We start from the raw sequence: 18,290 nt of genomic DNA, 5'->3' as shown, positions 1-18,290 counted from the left end.
TTATATCATAATTTTAAGTGTTGGCACCAATTAGTCATACTGATTTGGGTCAAGTTCGATAACACAACGCAGACCAATTCTACTACTCGCCTCAGCATCAGGAAGAAATTCAAATGCGTAGACACCTGCACCAGAAAGACTTGCATAATCACCACCACTAACCATACTTCCGTTAACTCCATTAGTGTTGTTAAAGATTCTAAAAATCTCATCATCATGAAGTTGAGAGTTCGTGATTCCAGCAGTTGAACCAATTCTTAGAGTATAATCATTAATGACACTTCCAGGCATGGCATCTTCAGTGGCCTTAGCGGCATTAGAAATAGGAATACCAAAAACATAGTTAAAGTATCTTGCACTATAATCTGAAACATTTTCGAATAAGTGGCTATCAAGCTCAAGATCACAATCATTGTCCCCATCCGAGTCATTACATGGCCCAATAAATGAATCCATTAGGTAATCACCTGTTCCACCATAAATATCGGCCTTAGTCGAAACGATTGAAGCAAAAGAGTAGATATTAGCGTTGAAGCCATATGCAGTATCTGAAATCTCTGCAACATTTCCGACAGCATCTTGTACACCAAAGGCCGAAGTACAGTCCTGAGTAAATACAGACCCTGTATGAAGTGAGCGAATACCTGAAGAGTTTGTTCCAGGGATAGTGTGAATATCAGATGAACTTAAATTATCGATATCCATGTACGAAGACTCAAGGCCACTTGCCCCTGATGCATTACATTTACTAGAAGAGTTTAGTGCTAGTCCCCTTTCCACGACTTCGATATTTGCATCAGAAGTTGCTCTTACATCCCAAGCACTATAAGCGATCTGCTCGTCACGTGTTGGAAGCTTATAAGATGTCGCCGCTCCATATCCAACAATAGTCGGAGATCCTGTAAGAGTCGTACATGCATTTACAGCATTAGCATTTGTAATATTTGTTAGCGGTGGCAAGAAAGATTGAAATGCCACTGCTGAATCAAGAGTCTGATTAGAGAAACTCTGCCATACCCCATTTTTCACATAACAAGAGCCTGTTGATCTCTCATAGAAAACAGATCCATCTGGCCCATCATAAGCACCTAGGTTTTGAGCGACACATTGTCCATCTGTTGTATCACAACTTGTTTTAGAATACGGACATCCCATTTCAAAACGAGGAACAAGTAAGTCTTTGCCAAAGTCATAAATTGAGCCAATAGTCCCAAGAGCAGAAGCAGTATCACCAAAGCCTTTGTACTCGCATACATAATTGCTATCAATGAAAGAGTCTGAATGCATCATCTCACATGCCTTCTTGTTAACCATCCAGCGGTGAACAAAGGCAAAGTTCTCTTGAGGAGCAACGACTGTTAGCTTCGCTACATTATTATTTGTTGTAATCTCTAAAGATTCATTATCACCTAGTTGATTCGTAAAACTTAGAACAGGTCTTACTTCATAGACATAAGTGTGATTTGGAACAGGAGCTAAACGTGAGTTCTCCCCATTATCAACATATGTATTTGATGAAGTAATAAGGCTTCGGTTTAGAGGGTTACTGTAATTAAAAGTATGAAGAGGCCCTGCCTTCTTACGATAGACATTATAACCTAGAATTGCTCCAGATGTACCTACAGTGAAGTTCTCCCATTCAAGATTCACACTTGAAGTTCCATGATATGGAATCCAATTTGTCCCATCAGAGTAGAAACAATCTTCACCCGTTGTTGCACGGTAACCTGTATTAAATAGGAATTTTCCATCATTATCACTTGCTAATAATGTTTCAGTTTGAGAGTTGAAGACAACACTAACAGATGATGCATCACCTGAGTCATATGTAACATCACCAATACAACTTGCACTACCAAGATCATCACAAGTCGTCGTTGTATCTTCTAGAAGTCCATTAGTTGTATAATCACGATTAACTTCTGAAATATTACAAGCAACAGATTTATTAACTAATACCCAATCATTTGAAGTTGTCCCTGTTGAGTAATAACACTGATTAGATGCCGTACGATAAATTGCTCCAGGCGCATCCGGGACAATATTATTAGTAGCTGGTGAAACTGTTCCGTAACACTCATTTCCACCATCACATTTTGTAAGAGAGTGAGAACAAGTAAAACTAGACTCCACTCGAATACCAAAGTGGTTAACTTTTGTACCAAGTGCTTTTACATCGGCCCAACCGTGATGAGCAACTGTTTGAGGCTCAACTCTAACTTTGAAAGAAACAGATGTTCTTGGTGCACCAGTACCATTATCAACAAGGTCAAATGAAATTGTCGTTTCACCAAATTGCGATGCCGTTGGGATCATTTTGATTCTAAGAATTTCATTGATTGAAATTCCATTATCGATTACTCCGCTGGCCATGGCCCCATTTATAGCAGCAAGATCCCCTGCTTCACTATATTCACCATCAAGGTCAGTATCTTTTAAGAATTGAATATTCATTGGCTGAATAAGAACATTATTAGTTGAAACAACATTTTCAATCGTTACCGTTTGAGAAGCTTCATTAATGCTTCCACCTTCACTGATAATAACATTATCAATAATAATATCTTCTTTTTCACCTACGATAACATCACTCATAAAGCTTGCATTCTGAACGCCATTATTTGAAGCAACGGCCCAGTCATCAGTATCAACTGATTCATAACATAGTCCATTAGTACGATCGAAATAGACAACAGGATTATCACTTACGTGAGAAGTAGGATTGAAGCTAGGAGCTCCATGACCAATACAATTATTAACACCACATTCAGTACGTCCTGCGCGGCGATCATAAACTGAATAATTACAAATGACAGGAGCATCAGAAGTTTCTTGAACTATAACATCAAGACTTTGTACAACTGATTCTGCATTGCTTGAATCCCTAACAACAAATTGGAAGTCATCAGGAGTTCCCATTGTGTTAGCACTATTACCATTTAATGTTTCATATAAACATGTGATGGCACCACCTGAAGAGATGGCACAATCTTTAATTGTTCCTTCAGTACCAGCAAGAGATCCTTGCCCTGCCATCGTGTTGATACGATTTCCACTTCCATCAATGAAGTAAACTGTAAGAGTTGATGTTGTATTGTCGACATCAGAAACACTTCCTAGTGAAATTGTTTCACTTACTTTATTCCAATCTGAAGACTCATTCATCGTGTGCGTAAAAGGGCCACCTGCCACAACAGGCGGATCATTTTTAGCATTGATGACAACATTGATATAACCTGTCGTATGGAAGTCTGCCATACTCGTTAAAGGAAGTGGAGAATCCGAAATTTGATACTCGACAGTAAAGACACCATTTGCATTTCCATCAAAGAAGAGATTACAAAAAGTAGCGTCGTCCACACTATTAGCATGGAAAGTATCTCCTGGAGCTCCTGTACAAGAACCTTGAATATCAGGGTAACTTGTTAAATTTTTAAATTTATAACGTAGATCAGAGCTTGGAAATCCCATGTAAGAATCATCAGATGCAGTTGGGAAATAGAGACCGACTGCCGTTTGAGCACCAGGAGTTCCAGTACTATCCTCATCAACAGTAACTGTAATAATATTTGCAGCAACTGGCTCATCATCAACTTCAGTGATTCGAACTGAAGCAACTCCAGTATTTGAATACTGGCCATTTGCATAGATTTGGTACTCGACCATATCTTCTGCGGCCGCATTGAAATAATCGGCACTAGTAGTAAACGCTAATGTACACTTACCGAGTGAACAATTACATGAAATATTTGAGTTTTGTACACTTGCATGAACCGAGCTTGCAATACAGTAAGTTGCAAAGTCACCATCATAATCAAAGTAACCTGAGACAGGTATTTCATTAACTTCACTATCAAATTCAAAAGTAATGAGAGAATCTTCAGCGACAGTCGCACTTCTTGTTGCAGCAACACTTGGTGCTTGATCAACATTTGTCACATCGACATATAACCTTGAAACAGCACTATCTCCATCATCATCACTGATGTAGAAGTCAATATATGAAGATCCATTTGTATGGCGAGAAGGCTCAATATTCATCGAACAAGTACCACTAATACACTCACAAGTTGCACCTAACATTTTAATTCCAGGTGTTGGACTCTCCGTTGTATTTGGACCAGTTATCGTTGCAACAATGATTGGATTAATTGTTACACTTGAGTTAATTGCATTAATAATTTGCAGCGAAGTTGAAAAGCCTGCATCAATTTGAACCGTAATTGTATTTGTTGCAATTGAAACGACTTCAGAACCGGCCGAAACAGATGGGTTATCAACAAGTTCAAGATAAAGTTCTGAGTGATTCATTGCATTCTGCCAAGTATTTACTCTTTCAAATGTCATTGAACCAATTGTTATCGATTGATTTAAACCTGTTGCGCTATTAACAATAGTACATGAAGTAGGTATTCCCCCATTTTGATCTGTGAAAGAAATTGGAAAACTTGTCTTGGCCGCATCTTCAATCAATGAAACTGAAGTTGTTGTAATAACCGGTGCCTTTGGAGAAACGTCAAGAATACAACTTCTTGTGATTTCATCAAAGTAGTGCCCATCATCACAGCTTGCCTGCTTTAAAGAATTCATCTGCGGTGTACAGCCGATGAAAGCACTTAAAAATATTGAAATTAAAAGTATACGATTCATTATCTTTCCCAAGTATCCCAATAACTTATCGCCAAAATATTTCTTAACTTTAAACAAAGACAAATAAACACTTACGTTATTTCAATATTATAGAAGATAGCTAATCTTGCCTCTAGAATGATGTGATATTGAATACTTAGAAATGGAACAAGTAGACAAAGCGCCTAAAATAACTGACAAGCGCGATCACCTACTGACAGAACTTAAAGTTTTGATTAAGTGAGCAAAGTGCTTCTCTCATTTCTTCATTCTCTTCTTTAAGCTTATTATTCTCTTCTTTCAAAGAAGCAATCTCACGAGTATTTGTTGAAACTTGGGCCTCAACACCTTCACTCATAACCTTATACATGGCCATATTCTCATCTAGCTCTTTAACCGCTTCAATAAGTGGCGAAACAAGAACAGCATAATCAACAGATAGCCAACCATCTGCATTTTCAATTACGGCCGTTGGAAATTGCGCCTGAACATCTTGAGCGATGACACCTATTGAGTGCATTCCAGGAGAGAGTGATTTATCATTCCAATCAAATTCAACACCTTTAAGGGCCTTGATCTTATCAAGGGCATGATCAATCTCCGTCACATTATCTTTTAGTCTTTTATCTGAAGTACAATTTGTTGCTCCGGCCCCAGCTCCAAGTGTACAATCTGTCGAGCCTTGAACTCTTAGATTCCCTACCACATGAAATTGTTCCGAAGGTGTTGTCGTTCCTACCCCAACACGTCCAGCGGCCGTAACAGTCATACGATCAGTGTTTGCAGTAGAAATTGTCACAGGTAAATTTGAGCCTACAGCTCCTGCCGTATTTAAGTTTCCAAGCTTAATACCTGAGCCATTATCAACTAAAACTTCAAAATTATTTAACGTACCACCTTTAAACACGACATTATCAATTCCACCCTGTGAAATAATTTTCTGTGCAGAAGTCACCTGGCCAAAAAATGCAGAACTTGTGGTTGCATCCCCAGCAATAGTGTTAACAGAGATATTACCAAAATCAACGTCACCAGTTACAGTAATGTCACTATCAAAAGTTGCATTACCTGTTACCTGAAGAGTCCCATTAACTACGGCCGCACCTGTTGTATTAAATGCGCCAGTATTTGTAAGTCCACCTGTCGAAGTAATCCCATTTCCTTGAATGGTCCCACTCGCCGTTAGATTTGTCGTTGAAAGGTTTCCAGAGTGTGAAAGAGTCCCTGAAACAATTGTATTACTAAGTTGTGAAATCCCTGTAACATTTAAGTTGCCGGCCAATTGAGTACTACCACCAACAACCATTTGATAACCAGAAGTATCAGAAACAGCAGTACTTCCAACAAGTAGTCTTCCATTATGAGTAAGCCTCATATTCTCTTGTTGAGTATTTGTCGTATTTGCTGTCGTATAAAAATTTAACTCCGTACCAAGATTTGTTGCACTAAAGTTCTCAGTCGCAGTTGAACGAATACTTGCCGTATTTACAATTCCACTTCCCGTGTCTCCACCAAAGTTTAATAGGCCAAGAACATCACTCGCTGTCGTCATTGACGGTGCAGTTATTAGCCCTTGAGAGCTTGCAAGATTGATTGATGACTGATTGCCACCATAAGAATAAAACTGTCCACTCGCATCTCCAGAATCACTACGCACATCAATTTGTGCAGTAGCATTAAATGTTCCTAGATTTGATGTGTGTCCAAAAGATAAATTTCCATTTGCATCGTAAAGAGCAAAGTCAGAAGACTCTGATTGGAAAGCAATATCACCTGGGCCAGAGCTACCAGCTGTAATTGTCGTTGTTCCACTATTTGTCATGTTAACAGCATTAATATTTGTTATCCCTGAGCCATCTCCAACAAAGTTGGCCGCAGTTATCGTTGAAGAAACATTTAAATTGCCGTTGATTCCAGAGTTTCCGTAAACGTAGAAAAGGTAGAGAGGATCAGGAACACCACCAATAGATGTACGTCCTGCTGAATCGATGAAGAACTCTGCAGAGTTCCAGAAGTTTGATGCTAAGCTATCTCCATCTCCATCAACATCGATAAAGAAGAAGTTCATTCCACCAACATTTGTGTTATTACCGTAAACACCCATCGTAGCGTTATGTTCTTGTCGTAATCCAAAAGAGAGAGCTCTTGCCCAACTTGAACCAAGTCCGGAACTAACATTACCTCCAACATGAAGAAGAATACTTTCCTCTGCAGTTGTAGGACCTGCAATATTTCCACTTACTGTTAACTTTGATGGCCCTTCATATGGGTCATCTGAGATTGTAACTTTTCCACCAGAACCTGTGCGTCTGATATGTGAGCCATTAATATCCCATGGACCTGCATAACTACCATTACTTAGTTGTAGATCCCATTTATTTGTTGATTCATTAAAACGAATAATATCACCTGCTGTAAAGGTTTCGACATTACCATCACCATTTAAATCACCTGCAACAGGTGCAGCGTCGTTTACAACATAGAAGTCACCATTATTAACTCCAGCAACAGAAGGAGCTGTGACTCCCCCACCTGTATCAAGAATGAGACGTCCTAAATAATTAGAACCACCTAGATAATCAACCGCAACCCATGAAGCACCATTATACTGTAGAACTTGGCCAGCGCTTGAAGCACCGAGAGAGCTTAACTTAGAGTTGGTGATTGCACCGTCTTGAATTTTACTTGTAGAAATCGAACTATTTTGAACATCAAAGCTAACAGAAGTTACAGTTTGTCCAAAGGCATCTGTTACAATTAGATCATAGATAAAGCCACCAACGATTTTTAAACCATTAGGAACCCCTAACCTCACCATATTTGAAGACTTTGATAAAATATTTAAGTTGATAACCTGTGGGCCATTCTTTGTTTTAACCGCACTAATCGTTGAAAGATTTGTTCCATTAAGAATTAGCTGATTTGAAGAAACTTCAATAAGTGTAATCTGATGTCTTTTCGTAAGATCAGATGTATCCGATGAGTTAGTATTATCACGGCCTGTATTGCTAACAGGTTTACACGCAATAAAAAGTACAACTAAGAGAATGTAAAAAGTATTATTAAGTTTCATATCCATAAATCCCTAATTCATATCGGAGATTAATAAATAAAGTTAAACTATTAATATTACTATACCAAAGCACTTGGTTAACAAGAGCAAATAAGGAGTATTTGCCAATGATTTCTTTAACTTGTCATTGGTTATAAAATACTTGCATGAATAGCTTTCAAAGATTTTTGCAAACTCTACTAGTCACTATGACATTTCTAACATTGGCCAATCACGCTCTTGCTGAAAAATACGACCTCAATACAAACTTGATTGTCATTCAAAATATTGCCAATGACGGAATGTCTTTTGTTATTCGTAAAGGAAGAGCAGATAATATCGTTAAAGGCCAAGTATCCCTATTCTCTTCGAAAGAAATCTCTTTTACTGCTCGTGCCATCTCTATAACGAAAGAATACTCACAGTGGATTGTAACAGACAATAATATCAGAGTCCCGTTTGAGAAAGGACAAATTGTCACAGTTAACTATTCTCCTGAAAGAGTTTGGTTAGAGATCCCAAAGATACTTGGAGATGAAAATTATAGAAAGATGCTTGCTGAAGAAGAGATGTCTCTTAGAGAAAAACAATTTCAGCGCTATGATAATCGATTTGAATTCTTCTATGGGAAGAATCAGGGCCTAAGTGAATCAACAAGCTCTAGTACAAATAATGATGGCACAAGAACTGGGGATACATTCCAATTCAATTATGCCATCCCTATAAACCAGACATTCCAAACAATTGTTGGCTTTCGCTACGACCTTGACCTACTCACTCTCCTCAACCCAAACGTTGAACAAGAAACGAAGAGAATGATGGGAACAGCGGCGCTAAAAATATCATTCGATAATAACTGGAGCTATCGTTTCAGCTACTTTGTTTCACTTGGAGTTGGTTTTGGGCGTTCTGAAACAAGTATCCAAGACACTGTAAGAGTTGGAAGTGCAATGCTTCTTCCATCCGTGAGTTTAGGACTTGAGTACAAAGTTTCAACTTCCCAGTCACTTATTTTTAAAGCAAATTTTGATGCTATCCAAGCAGATGAAGAATTTGCAGATGGCTTTCAGCAATCCACAGATCAAACAATGTTTGGGCTATCTGTTGGTTACGCTTTCTAAGTATCACCTTCTCCATCGTGAGGGATTGAAGGCTTAATCAATATCCTAATGATATAGGCAAAGAACGATTCTTTCTCTCTTTTATGCTTAAAGAAAGAAGCTTCAGAAACAGGTTGTAACAATAAGGCAATCAGTAGAATTACTTTCATCTTTCCTCCCTAATTAGAAACAATAGTAAAAGGAAAACATACTGAAAATTGAATGTCACTTGATGAGATAAAAAAATAGGCCTTCATTAAGTAATCTTAAGAAGGCCTATCAATTATTTGATAAATTCGTTTAGGAATTATTTCTTTGCAGCTGGAAGAACTTCGATTAGTTCAACTTCAAAAGTAAGTGTTGCACCACCTGGAATTGATGGAGGAGCACCTTGGTCACCATAAGCAAGCTCAGATGGAATTACTAACTTAATCTTTCCACCTTCACCAATAAGTTGCATCCCTTCAGTCCAACCTTTGATAACTCTGTTAAGTGGGAATTCGATTGGCTTATTTCTCTTGTAAGATGAGTCAAATTCAGTACCATCTCTTAGAGTACCTTTGTAGTGAACTTTTACAGTATCTGTTGCAACAGGCTTCTTTGCAGAACCAGCTTCAATGATTTTATAAGCTAGACCAGATTCAGTCTTCTTAGCACCTTCTTTCGCTACGAATTCAGCAAGAAATTTTGCACCAGCATCTTTTTCAGTCTTAGATACTTCACTCATTCTCTGATTTACGATATCTCTAAATTTGAATGCAAATTGTCTTGTATCAATATCAGTTGCATCCTTAGTCATACCATCACGAACACCTTGAACAAGGTTATTCATTTCTCTTTCAGTAAGTTTAAAATCTTTAAATCTCTTTCCGTAAACATGCCCAACTGAATAAAAGATCTTATCATTTTCAGTCTCTGGCTTTACTTCAGCTTTCTTACCACATGAAACAAATAGTAATGGCGCAATTGCCACTGTTGCTAGTAGTTTCTTCATTTAACATCCTTTGTCTAAATTTATTGAAGTCTAGTTACTAATTAATATTTATCTTAATAGATTAAAGTGCTTTAGTCCGCTTTTCAAGCCTTAAATATTTTCGTCCATTGCCTTGTTGGCCAACATATCGCAATGCTCATTTTGCGGGTGGCCACTGTGTCCCTTTACCCAACGAAACTGTAGGTTTGAAAATCTTCCTGCGACTTCATCAAAGCTCTGCCATAACTCAATATTTTCTGGAGTTTTCTTGTCGGCTTTTTTCCAGCCACGTGACTTCCACCCTGGAACCCACTTTGTGATACCGTCAACAACATACTTAGAGTCACTATAAAGAAAGGCCGCATGACTATTATCAAGGCCCATCTCCTCTAATTCATTTTCTAATGATTTCAGTGATTCAATTGCTCCAGTAAGCTCCATACGGTTATTAGTGGTTTGAAACTCAAAGCCAGAGCTCTCAAAGAAGACCACACCCTCTGGGTTTTGTCCCATTGCACCCCATGCACCAGGCCCAGGGTTTCCACGACAACCGCCATCGCTATAAACGGTGTATGCACCCATTGCTTCCATCGGGATACTAAAATGACCATTACCACTTGCAACACCATTGTCGACATCTTCAAGAAGCTCAACACTTTCTCGAAGTTGTGCAATTGCATCATGATCGTCTTGCGTATCGAGAACGCTTTCTAAATATTCTAAAGTTTTTAGTATGCTTTTCTTTTTCATTACTTAAGGATTCCTTTTTAAAGTCATAAGTATAAATCTTCATTTACAAAAAAGGAAACTTCCACCACAATTTCTTTATGGAATTTATAAAATTAGAGTCAGGTAAAACAGTTAACAATCTTGAAATCGAAGCTTTTAAAAATAAAGTTGAATCATCTCGCTATATCTACCTCATGGCAGGAGTTCACGGAGATGAAATCGAGGGAGTTCACTGCCTAAAAGAAATCTTTTCGTGGCTCAAAAATGAAGTAGAGACTGATCTACCTTTAGTTATCATTCCAATTGTTAATAAGGACGGGGTTCATGCTGGCACACGTATTAATGCCAATGGTGTTGACTTAAATCGTAACCTTCCTACTCAGAGTTGGGAGGGTGAATTTGAAGAGGCCAAGTACAACCCGGGAACAGCACCTTTAAGTGAACCTGAAAACCAATATTTAGATAAACTCTTTAAAGAGTATCCACCGGCCTTTATTTTATCGATCCACTCATGGAAGCCTATTGTGAATTACAATGGTGACTGTAAGGATGTGGCAGAGCTTTTGGCCAAGCACAATAAGTATCCTATTGCAGATGATATCGGCTACCCAACTCCAGGCTCACTTGGAACATATGGAAGTGTCGATCTTGGTGCGCCAGTGCTCACTTTTGAATGTCCAACTGTCGACACAGGGATTACTGTCGAAGAAGTTTGGCAAGAAAATGAAGTCGGCTTCAAAGAAATGATCACGTCTGGAATTTTGAAACGATTCCTCTAAAAGTTAATTTACTCTTCTTAAACAAAATTAACTTATCTTAGCTAGCGTCCAATCCGTTAATAAGGCATATTCAAAATGAGAGTGCTGCACTGCGGCGCCCATGTTTTAAATTTGGTATAAATATCATTTAGGCCCCAATATCCCTCATAATCCCTCTCTCTTTTTGGGCCTAGGTGTAATCGGAGGCCGTCCCACGGCCTCCCTTTATATTCTCCATAATTTCGTCAACTCCCTAAACAACCCTGTAGATTTTCCAAAGTCGGCGTCTTACACCTCCTATTGTTATATATTTACTTCAAATGCGAACTCGTCCGAAACTGAACAAATGGCATACTGTTTGCATCAAGTATTGAACGAATATCATTTTCAGGAACGAAAAAAGGAGACAGAGTGACACCATTTAAGTGTATCTCATTAATTTTACTAGCACTTACAACAACATCTGTTGTTGCCCAAAGTAGCACTAGTAATATCCAAGGTGTCAAAAAAGCACCGGGTGCGACTAGAAATTGGTCAGCTAGAATCGATACGACAGTTTCAAGAGACTTATTAAAGACTTCTGAAGCAGACCATTATAGTGGAATGTATAACTCATTTCGTTTCAATATTATTACAGATAAAGGTAGCTTCGCAGCTAAAACAACAATATCAAAAGACTTTGTTGATGAGCGAAAAAGTAGAATCAGTGATACGTCTGTATCCTTTACTAGAAAGGCTTCTCAGCCATTTGATGGGGTTGTTTCTTTTGGTACAGCATCAATAAAACTACCAACAAGTAAGGTATCGAGAAAATATTCTAACCTTCAAGCAGGAATTAGCTTAAGTGAAGGCCTATCAATAGCCGATAGTGTTATTGGGATTAAGGACCTATCTGCATTAGTTATTCTTGGTGCATCCAAGAACTTCCATGAGTATGAAACATCAATGACTGGAAGCTCAAATACTTCATATAGTCTTTCTTCAGTTGCATATCTGACATACAGCATGTCGGATCAGCTATACCTATCACTTGGAGGAACATATATGAAGGGTTGGACATATCAGAATAACACAAAAGATGCTTATTCGTTCTCACAAGCTGTTGGTTACAGCTTTGGCCCTAAGTACAACCTAGAAATAGGACATGAATTTGGAGGAACTCCCCTATCACCAGATGGAAAAAAGGTTGAGATCGACCTATTTGATGAAAGAGATTCATCAGTTTATGCATCACTAACAATAAAAATTTAGAACACACATAACGAAGACAAAGAGAAAGAAGAACAAATGACAAAAAGAACAAAGGTAGATGAGAAAATGAAAATCAAAAATGAAAACAAATTTGGAATGCTTAGAGGCCTTACACATGCTTTCGCATTGGCAGCTATTCTTTCAAGTTGTGCAAAAACTCTTCCTGACAAAGAGCCTGATTTTGCCCAAGAAACTTACCGAACAAAGAACTCTGTTACTTCAGCAAAGTTAGTTATTGAATCAAAAGCAGTAGCGACTCAAGAAGAACTTTCGATAAATGATATTTCGACAGATCTTATCGATACAAGTGTTGGTAGTGAAGCAAAGACTCTCTACTCTATTAATATTGTTAGCTCTAACGATAAGACTTACAATGTACTTGTAAAAGACCTTCTTATTCCAGCTGAACAAGCAGGGCAACAGTTCGAGATTACATTTGATCTTACAACAAACTTCCTAGTAGCTTATATTGCTCCTGTAAACTCGAGTATTAAAGCACTAAGCCAGTCGAATAAGATTATCCGCGATATTCTTCCTGTCAAAGCTTCAAAGCTTGATCGTATTCCATTATTTCAATACGGTGTTGACTTCTTCCAAAGAGAAAATGTTAAAAACGATCTTGATGAGAAGACAAGACGAATCAGATATGTTGAAAAAGATCGTTCTGAATCAACTCACTACAAAGTTGACTACCTAATCGAAAACAGAACATACACTGGTGTCTTCGGGATGAACCAGAAAGAGATCGCGACAATCTATCGTCGTGACAAAGTTGAAAGTAACCTATTCACAGTAGGTCAACTTGAAGAACGTATTTTTAATAATGACAATGCCTTCACTACTTCAAAGCATGATGGCCACGTTTTTGAAAACAAAGATCTTATTAAGGTTATTTTAGATGACAATGATAATACAGCATATTTTGCTCGTGTTATTAAGAAAGAAGAGCTTACTGATAATGAAGAACAACTAGTTCGTGCAGAAAGATTCAACCTACTATTTTCAAGATGTGATGCTGATACAGCAAAGAGAGCAAAAATCGCTCTTGAGAACTGTTTTCTACGTTCAGAAATTTCTGAAAAAATTAAGTACGTTAAATTCAAGTATAACCTTGATGACAAAGAAGAAATTCTAGCTGAAACAATCATTTCAACGAGCACAAACTCTGAAGATGCAAAATTTATTCAACTAGAAAAAGACTCTAAACCAGAAGAGATCTACCCAGCAGAGATCAGAAGTGAACTATCAACTGCTTGGCTAAAACTTGAAAAATTTAAGAACCAAGAATTTACTTTTAGAAGAGTTTTAGAAGACTCTCCAAATATTTTCAACTATAGCTTTGCAGGTTCTAAAGCAAGCTTCCATGTTGAGATTGTTAAGTTTCACTTCGAATCAGATCGTGTACATGTAAAGAGATCAAGACCGCTTCTTCAAAGAACTGGTTCATCTAAAAACGATACTGAGCCATTACTATCTTTCGAAGCGGAATATTTCCGTGAAAGTAAGAATGACAAAGGTGGAATCGTTTACGTTCCAGCAAGCCACAATGACGAAAGAGCATTTGCAGTTGTAAACCTAGGTAATGATCTAATTGGTGATGTTCTTACTTCACTTGATCCATACCTAATGAGTGTTTGTGGTGGTGGAAAGGCCCACGGTCTAACTGAAACTAATAATATTGTACAAGTTGTTGATGGAAAGGATGACTACTTAAACTTTTCAACTCAATCAACTTATAAGAAAGGTAACCTATTTAACTGTTCAGACTTTGGTGGAGATTACTGGGGACCACAGAATGAAACAATGACGTTCACAGAAAGAACGACTTTCATGAAGTACAACCACGAATATGAAGAGCCAGAGCAAAACCTTACTTACGAAGTTCAAAAGAAGTTTAACTTTGGACTATTCACTGGTTCTAAGCTAGTTCCAAAGGGACACTCTGAGCAGACTCGTAACTTCGATACAACAGTTGGCCTACCGATGGTATTTGATATCAGAAATGGTAAGAATATCGAGTACGTACTGACAGGAATTCCATCGAATAAATATGATAAAGCTGGAAACATTGTTAGAAAGCTTACTAAGACAGAACTTGACCTAAGAAATAAAATCATCGTTTCTTCTCAAAAAGTTGTTGATGATATCAACCTAGGTTTCAAGCGCGCATTCAAAGGAACTCAATACGAAGGACGTGGTGATGTTATCACTCTTAAGATTGAAAAAGATGACTCTATTCCAGCAGGAACGAAGAATCTTAACCTTACTTACAACCTAGATGGTGTAGCACAGACAGTAGATATTGAAGTTGTGGAAAAAACTCACTTAGGTGACCTACAACGTAACCACATCTACTGGGTAGAAAAAGCGACTTCAAGTTCAATTATTGGTCTTGGTGGTCCATCATTTAACCCAAGAAATGGTGTTGTTGAATCTGCTTCTGTTTACCTATACGGTGGTAACATGAAGTCATCAATCGATTGGATGGTTGACAAGGCAATTTCTGAAAAGAATTTTGTTAAGAATATTACTCCTACTAAAGAGCTTCAAAACCTTGCAGATGAGCTTAACAAGAAAGCAATCGAAGATGCTTTAGCTGAGCACAAGGCAAAGACTCAAGCAGCTGGTCAAGATACTCAAGTTGCAGACTCAGGTGAAGTAGAAGTTGAAATCGAAGGTGAAACAGTAACTCAAAGCACGAAGAAAGCAGAGATGAAATCTCACCGTCACGGTGTTGCTCACACTAACTTAAAGAGCAACCTACTTAAGACAATTAAGCGTCCAAATATCGCTTCACAGATGGGGAAAATCAAAGATGCTCACCGTCTAATGAAGAATGACTTTAGAGCTAGCTCAATTGATAAAGAAGAAGTTCTACTTAACTTCTCAAGTGCTAATAACAAGCAAGCAAAAGCAGTAAGTGCTGCTTGGCAAGCAATTGCTAATAAAGATGATGTTGCACTACAGGCTGCAATCCACGGAGAGAACTCACTAGAGACTCTTCAAGCGAAGATCAAGCATGCTATGGAGTACGATAGAAATGGTAAGAAGAACCCAATCTGTAACCATGAAACAGCTGAGTTTGCTCTAAGCAACCTTGCTAAGAACTATGATGTTCTAAAAATGGCAGAAACAGATGAAGGTAAGAACGATATCCTAATTGATATTTGGATGCCTACTCTTGCTCACGAAATTGGACACAACCTTGGTCTACGTCACAACTTCGTTGGTTCATTTGATAAGAAAAACTGGCTATTTGCTGGTGAAAAAGAAACGAAGAGAACTTCATCTTCAGTTATGGACTATACAATTGATGACCACGCAACTTACGATGGCCTAGCTCCATACGATGTATACGCACTACGTGCAGCTTATACAGGAATGGTTGAGCTTGAAGGATACACTAACTCAAGAAAGAAATCGATTGAGATCAATGGTGTTGACGTTAAGGTATCTTCTGTTGAATCTGAATTTGAACCAGGTCTATACTACCACCTAGTAAGAATTCAAGATGTAGTTGATGCACTTGTTGGTGAAAATGGTAACCCTGCAAATATCTCTAAGCATAGACTTATGGCAGAAGCAGGCCTTAAGAGAATCAGATTCTGTTCAGATGAGGACGCAGGAAACTCTCCTCAGTGTAACAGACACGACTTTGGTTCATCTTTTGAAGAAATCGTAGACTACCAAATTTCAGACTACCGTCAGATGTACGAATATATCTACTTCCCAGGTAAGCGTAAGGAATTCTACGGTGGAGCAGCATTTGGTTGGCTAATGGATAAATTCTATAAGCTAAGAATGATGAACGAAGAAGTATTCTATCACCTAATTTACACTCCTGAGTTGTACTCTCAAGCAGATCAAGCAACTCATGATGCTACAACTAACGACCTAGTAAATGGTGTAATCAAGTCACTATTCTTCCTACAGTCAGTAGTTGCGACTCCAGATATCACTCCAGGAGCTGGACTTGATACTGAAGCACAAAGAAATAAGAGATTTGTTTCAACTCTAGTACCAACACAGACTGAAGTTACAGCTGAAGATGGAACAGTTCTACAAGTAGCGACTCAAAAGCCAATGGTTGTAGAAACAAAGTGGAACGAAGCAATCTCACTTGATAGTGATTCATATAGAGCGAAGAACCGTGGTATTGAATATGACAAAGCAGCAGCTCTTGTAGCGCTTACAGAGTCTGAGTCATACTCATACAAGTACCGTTCAAACTCTCTAAGAATTCCATACCAGTTACTAGAGCAGTATCTATTTGGAATTGATATTAAAGATTCAATTGTACAATCAACAATTGGAGAAGTTCTTTCTGGTCAAGTTACTCCACTAGTATATGACCCAGCAACAGGACGTAATATCCCACTAACTAACGGAGCTTTCAGTGTTGAAGTTGGTGAAGTTGAAACAAACTATGCTGCGATTGGTGGTCTAGTTTACGGTAATATTGATACATTTGAACAAACAGCTAACCCTGCACGTGCATTTTGGGTAAACCACATCTCTCAAAGAGATCTACTTACTGAAACTTTTGAGCACGAAGGGCAAACTTACCAAATCCCTGAGGATTATGTAGCTGAGAAAACAGATATCAGAAAAGCATATGTACCTTACGCACAAGATTCATATGTAGCTGGTAATGTAATCCAAAAAGCAAGTATGATGCAGTTAATTTCTCACGATGAGCGTTGGTCAACATTCTTTGGTGAATGGGAAAAGGCGCAAATTGAAGGACTTCAACTTGCACAAACTCCAGCGGCACAAGATGCAACTGAAGATACAATGAAAGCTCAAAAGACAGAGCTTGAAATGGCAGCAGCTCTTGGAGATGCAGCAGCAATTAAATCTGAGATGCAGAAATACTTCGCTCAAATCAATGCTCTTCTTGCTTCACAAGATCAAAAAGAGATGATTGCTGGGTTCCTTGCTCAAAGAGCACTTGTTAAACAAGCTGGTTCATACTTTGTATCAGCACAATTTACAGCGATGATGAATGACATTGGTCTTGAAGGTGTAACACTAGACTATATTAATCAAGTACTAAGTCAGGCCATCGTACCAATCACTTTTGAAGCAGAAGCATGTCGCCTTTCAGAGCAGTACTGTTCAACAGTTGATATGATTCAAATGGCGAAGACTGGAAATAAGGATAGATACTTAGATAATAAGATCACTAACCTTCTGAATAACTTCTCAATGCCTTCAGTTAATGAGCAAGGTCAAGTTGAGTTATTCGCACCAGTTATTACTAAGGTCATCCAAGGTCTTAATAATAACGAACAAATCAAGCTAGGAGATGTTTTCTTAAGAGATATCCAAGAAAACAGCTTCGCACAGATTCAACAAATGGATCAGCTTGTTGGTGAAGCTATGACGAAAATGAAAGTTACTAAAGACGTTGATAGCTTCTATGGAGATATGAAAAGAAACGTAAAACTTCTTGGACTATACTTCAGAATGATTAACCCGATGGAAGGAAAATAATCCAAACCATCTACCGATAAATTGTTCTTAAATTTGAAACCCGCCCTGTCCAGGCGGGTTTCTTTTTTTGGAGGCGTCATTTGCCACGATGGCAAAATGATGCCGAACAACCCAGAGGCGACCACGATGGGAGCCTTCGGGTAACCAACTTCACAAATCTCACTACTATTCATTGAATTAAAGATTGTTATAATTTGAAACCACGATGGAAATAACGCCGAACAACCCAGAGGCGACCACGGCCTGCTTCGGCTCCAGCCTCTCGCAGGCATACAGTTCTTCCTGAACATAATGGGAGCTTT

At 38.3% G+C, this 18,290-nt stretch carries 9 protein-coding genes; 4 read left to right on the top strand and 5 right to left on the bottom strand.

The genetic code is table 11. The annotated features are described in order from the left end of the window. Positions 1–30: 30 nt before the first annotated feature. Positions 31–4,650 carry a hypothetical protein gene (locus ABMA78_RS11895; RefSeq protein WP_392860307.1) on the bottom strand — a complete coding sequence of 1,540 codons (4,620 nt, stop codon included), beginning with the start codon at positions 4,648–4,650 and terminating at the stop codon, positions 31–33. A gap of 190 nt (positions 4,651–4,840) precedes the next feature. Further along, entirely contained in the window at positions 4,841–7,702 is a 2,862-nt protein-coding gene (locus ABMA78_RS11890; RefSeq protein WP_392860306.1) for a tail fiber domain-containing protein, read from the bottom strand. A gap of 188 nt (positions 7,703–7,890) precedes the next feature. On the opposite strand from ABMA78_RS11890, the gene ABMA78_RS11885 reads away from it, so the two are divergent. Further along, positions 7,891–8,802: a hypothetical protein gene (locus ABMA78_RS11885; RefSeq protein WP_392860305.1), complete on the top strand. Its 912-nt coding sequence runs from the start codon at positions 7,891–7,893 to the stop codon at positions 8,800–8,802. On the opposite strand, the gene ABMA78_RS11880 is transcribed toward ABMA78_RS11885, so the two are convergent. The 3 genes from ABMA78_RS11880 to ABMA78_RS11870 form a co-directional block, all read right to left on the bottom strand. Continuing rightward, positions 8,799–8,951, bottom strand: coding sequence for a hypothetical protein (locus ABMA78_RS11880; RefSeq protein WP_158246795.1), 153 nt, complete (start codon positions 8,949–8,951; stop codon positions 8,799–8,801). The genes ABMA78_RS11885 and ABMA78_RS11880 overlap by 4 nt on opposite strands. A 137-nt stretch (positions 8,952–9,088) precedes the next feature. Beyond that, positions 9,089–9,775, bottom strand: coding sequence for an FKBP-type peptidyl-prolyl cis-trans isomerase (locus ABMA78_RS11875; RefSeq protein WP_392860303.1), 687 nt, complete (start codon positions 9,773–9,775; stop codon positions 9,089–9,091). Positions 9,776–9,865: 90 nt separating this feature from the next. Continuing rightward, a complete protein-coding gene (locus ABMA78_RS11870) occupies positions 9,866–10,336 on the bottom strand; it encodes a ribonuclease H (RefSeq protein WP_392861016.1) in 471 nt (156 codons plus the stop codon). A 245-nt stretch (positions 10,337–10,581) separates the two neighbouring features. Between ABMA78_RS11870 and ABMA78_RS11865 the strand changes: the two genes are divergently transcribed. From ABMA78_RS11865 to ABMA78_RS11855, 3 genes are all read left to right on the top strand, one after another. Beyond that, a complete protein-coding gene (locus ABMA78_RS11865) occupies positions 10,582–11,262 on the top strand; it encodes a M14 family murein peptide amidase A (RefSeq protein ID WP_392860302.1) in 681 nt (226 codons plus the stop codon). A gap of 390 nt (positions 11,263–11,652) precedes the next feature. Then, positions 11,653–12,492: a hypothetical protein gene (locus ABMA78_RS11860; RefSeq protein WP_392860301.1), complete on the top strand. Its 840-nt coding sequence runs from the start codon at positions 11,653–11,655 to the stop codon at positions 12,490–12,492. Positions 12,493–12,528: 36 nt separating this feature from the next. Beyond that, positions 12,529–17,988 (top strand): zinc-dependent metalloprotease, encoded by a 5,460-nt coding sequence (locus ABMA78_RS11855; protein WP_392860300.1) that lies wholly within the window; start codon positions 12,529–12,531, stop codon positions 17,986–17,988. Positions 17,989–18,290: the final 302 nt, after the last annotated feature.

It is taken from the genome of Halobacteriovorax sp. RZ-2, assembly GCF_043196685.1.
Classification (GTDB): domain Bacteria; phylum Bdellovibrionota; class Bacteriovoracia; order Bacteriovoracales; family Bacteriovoracaceae; genus Halobacteriovorax_A.
This window is presented reverse-complemented; position numbering and strand designations above follow the sequence as displayed.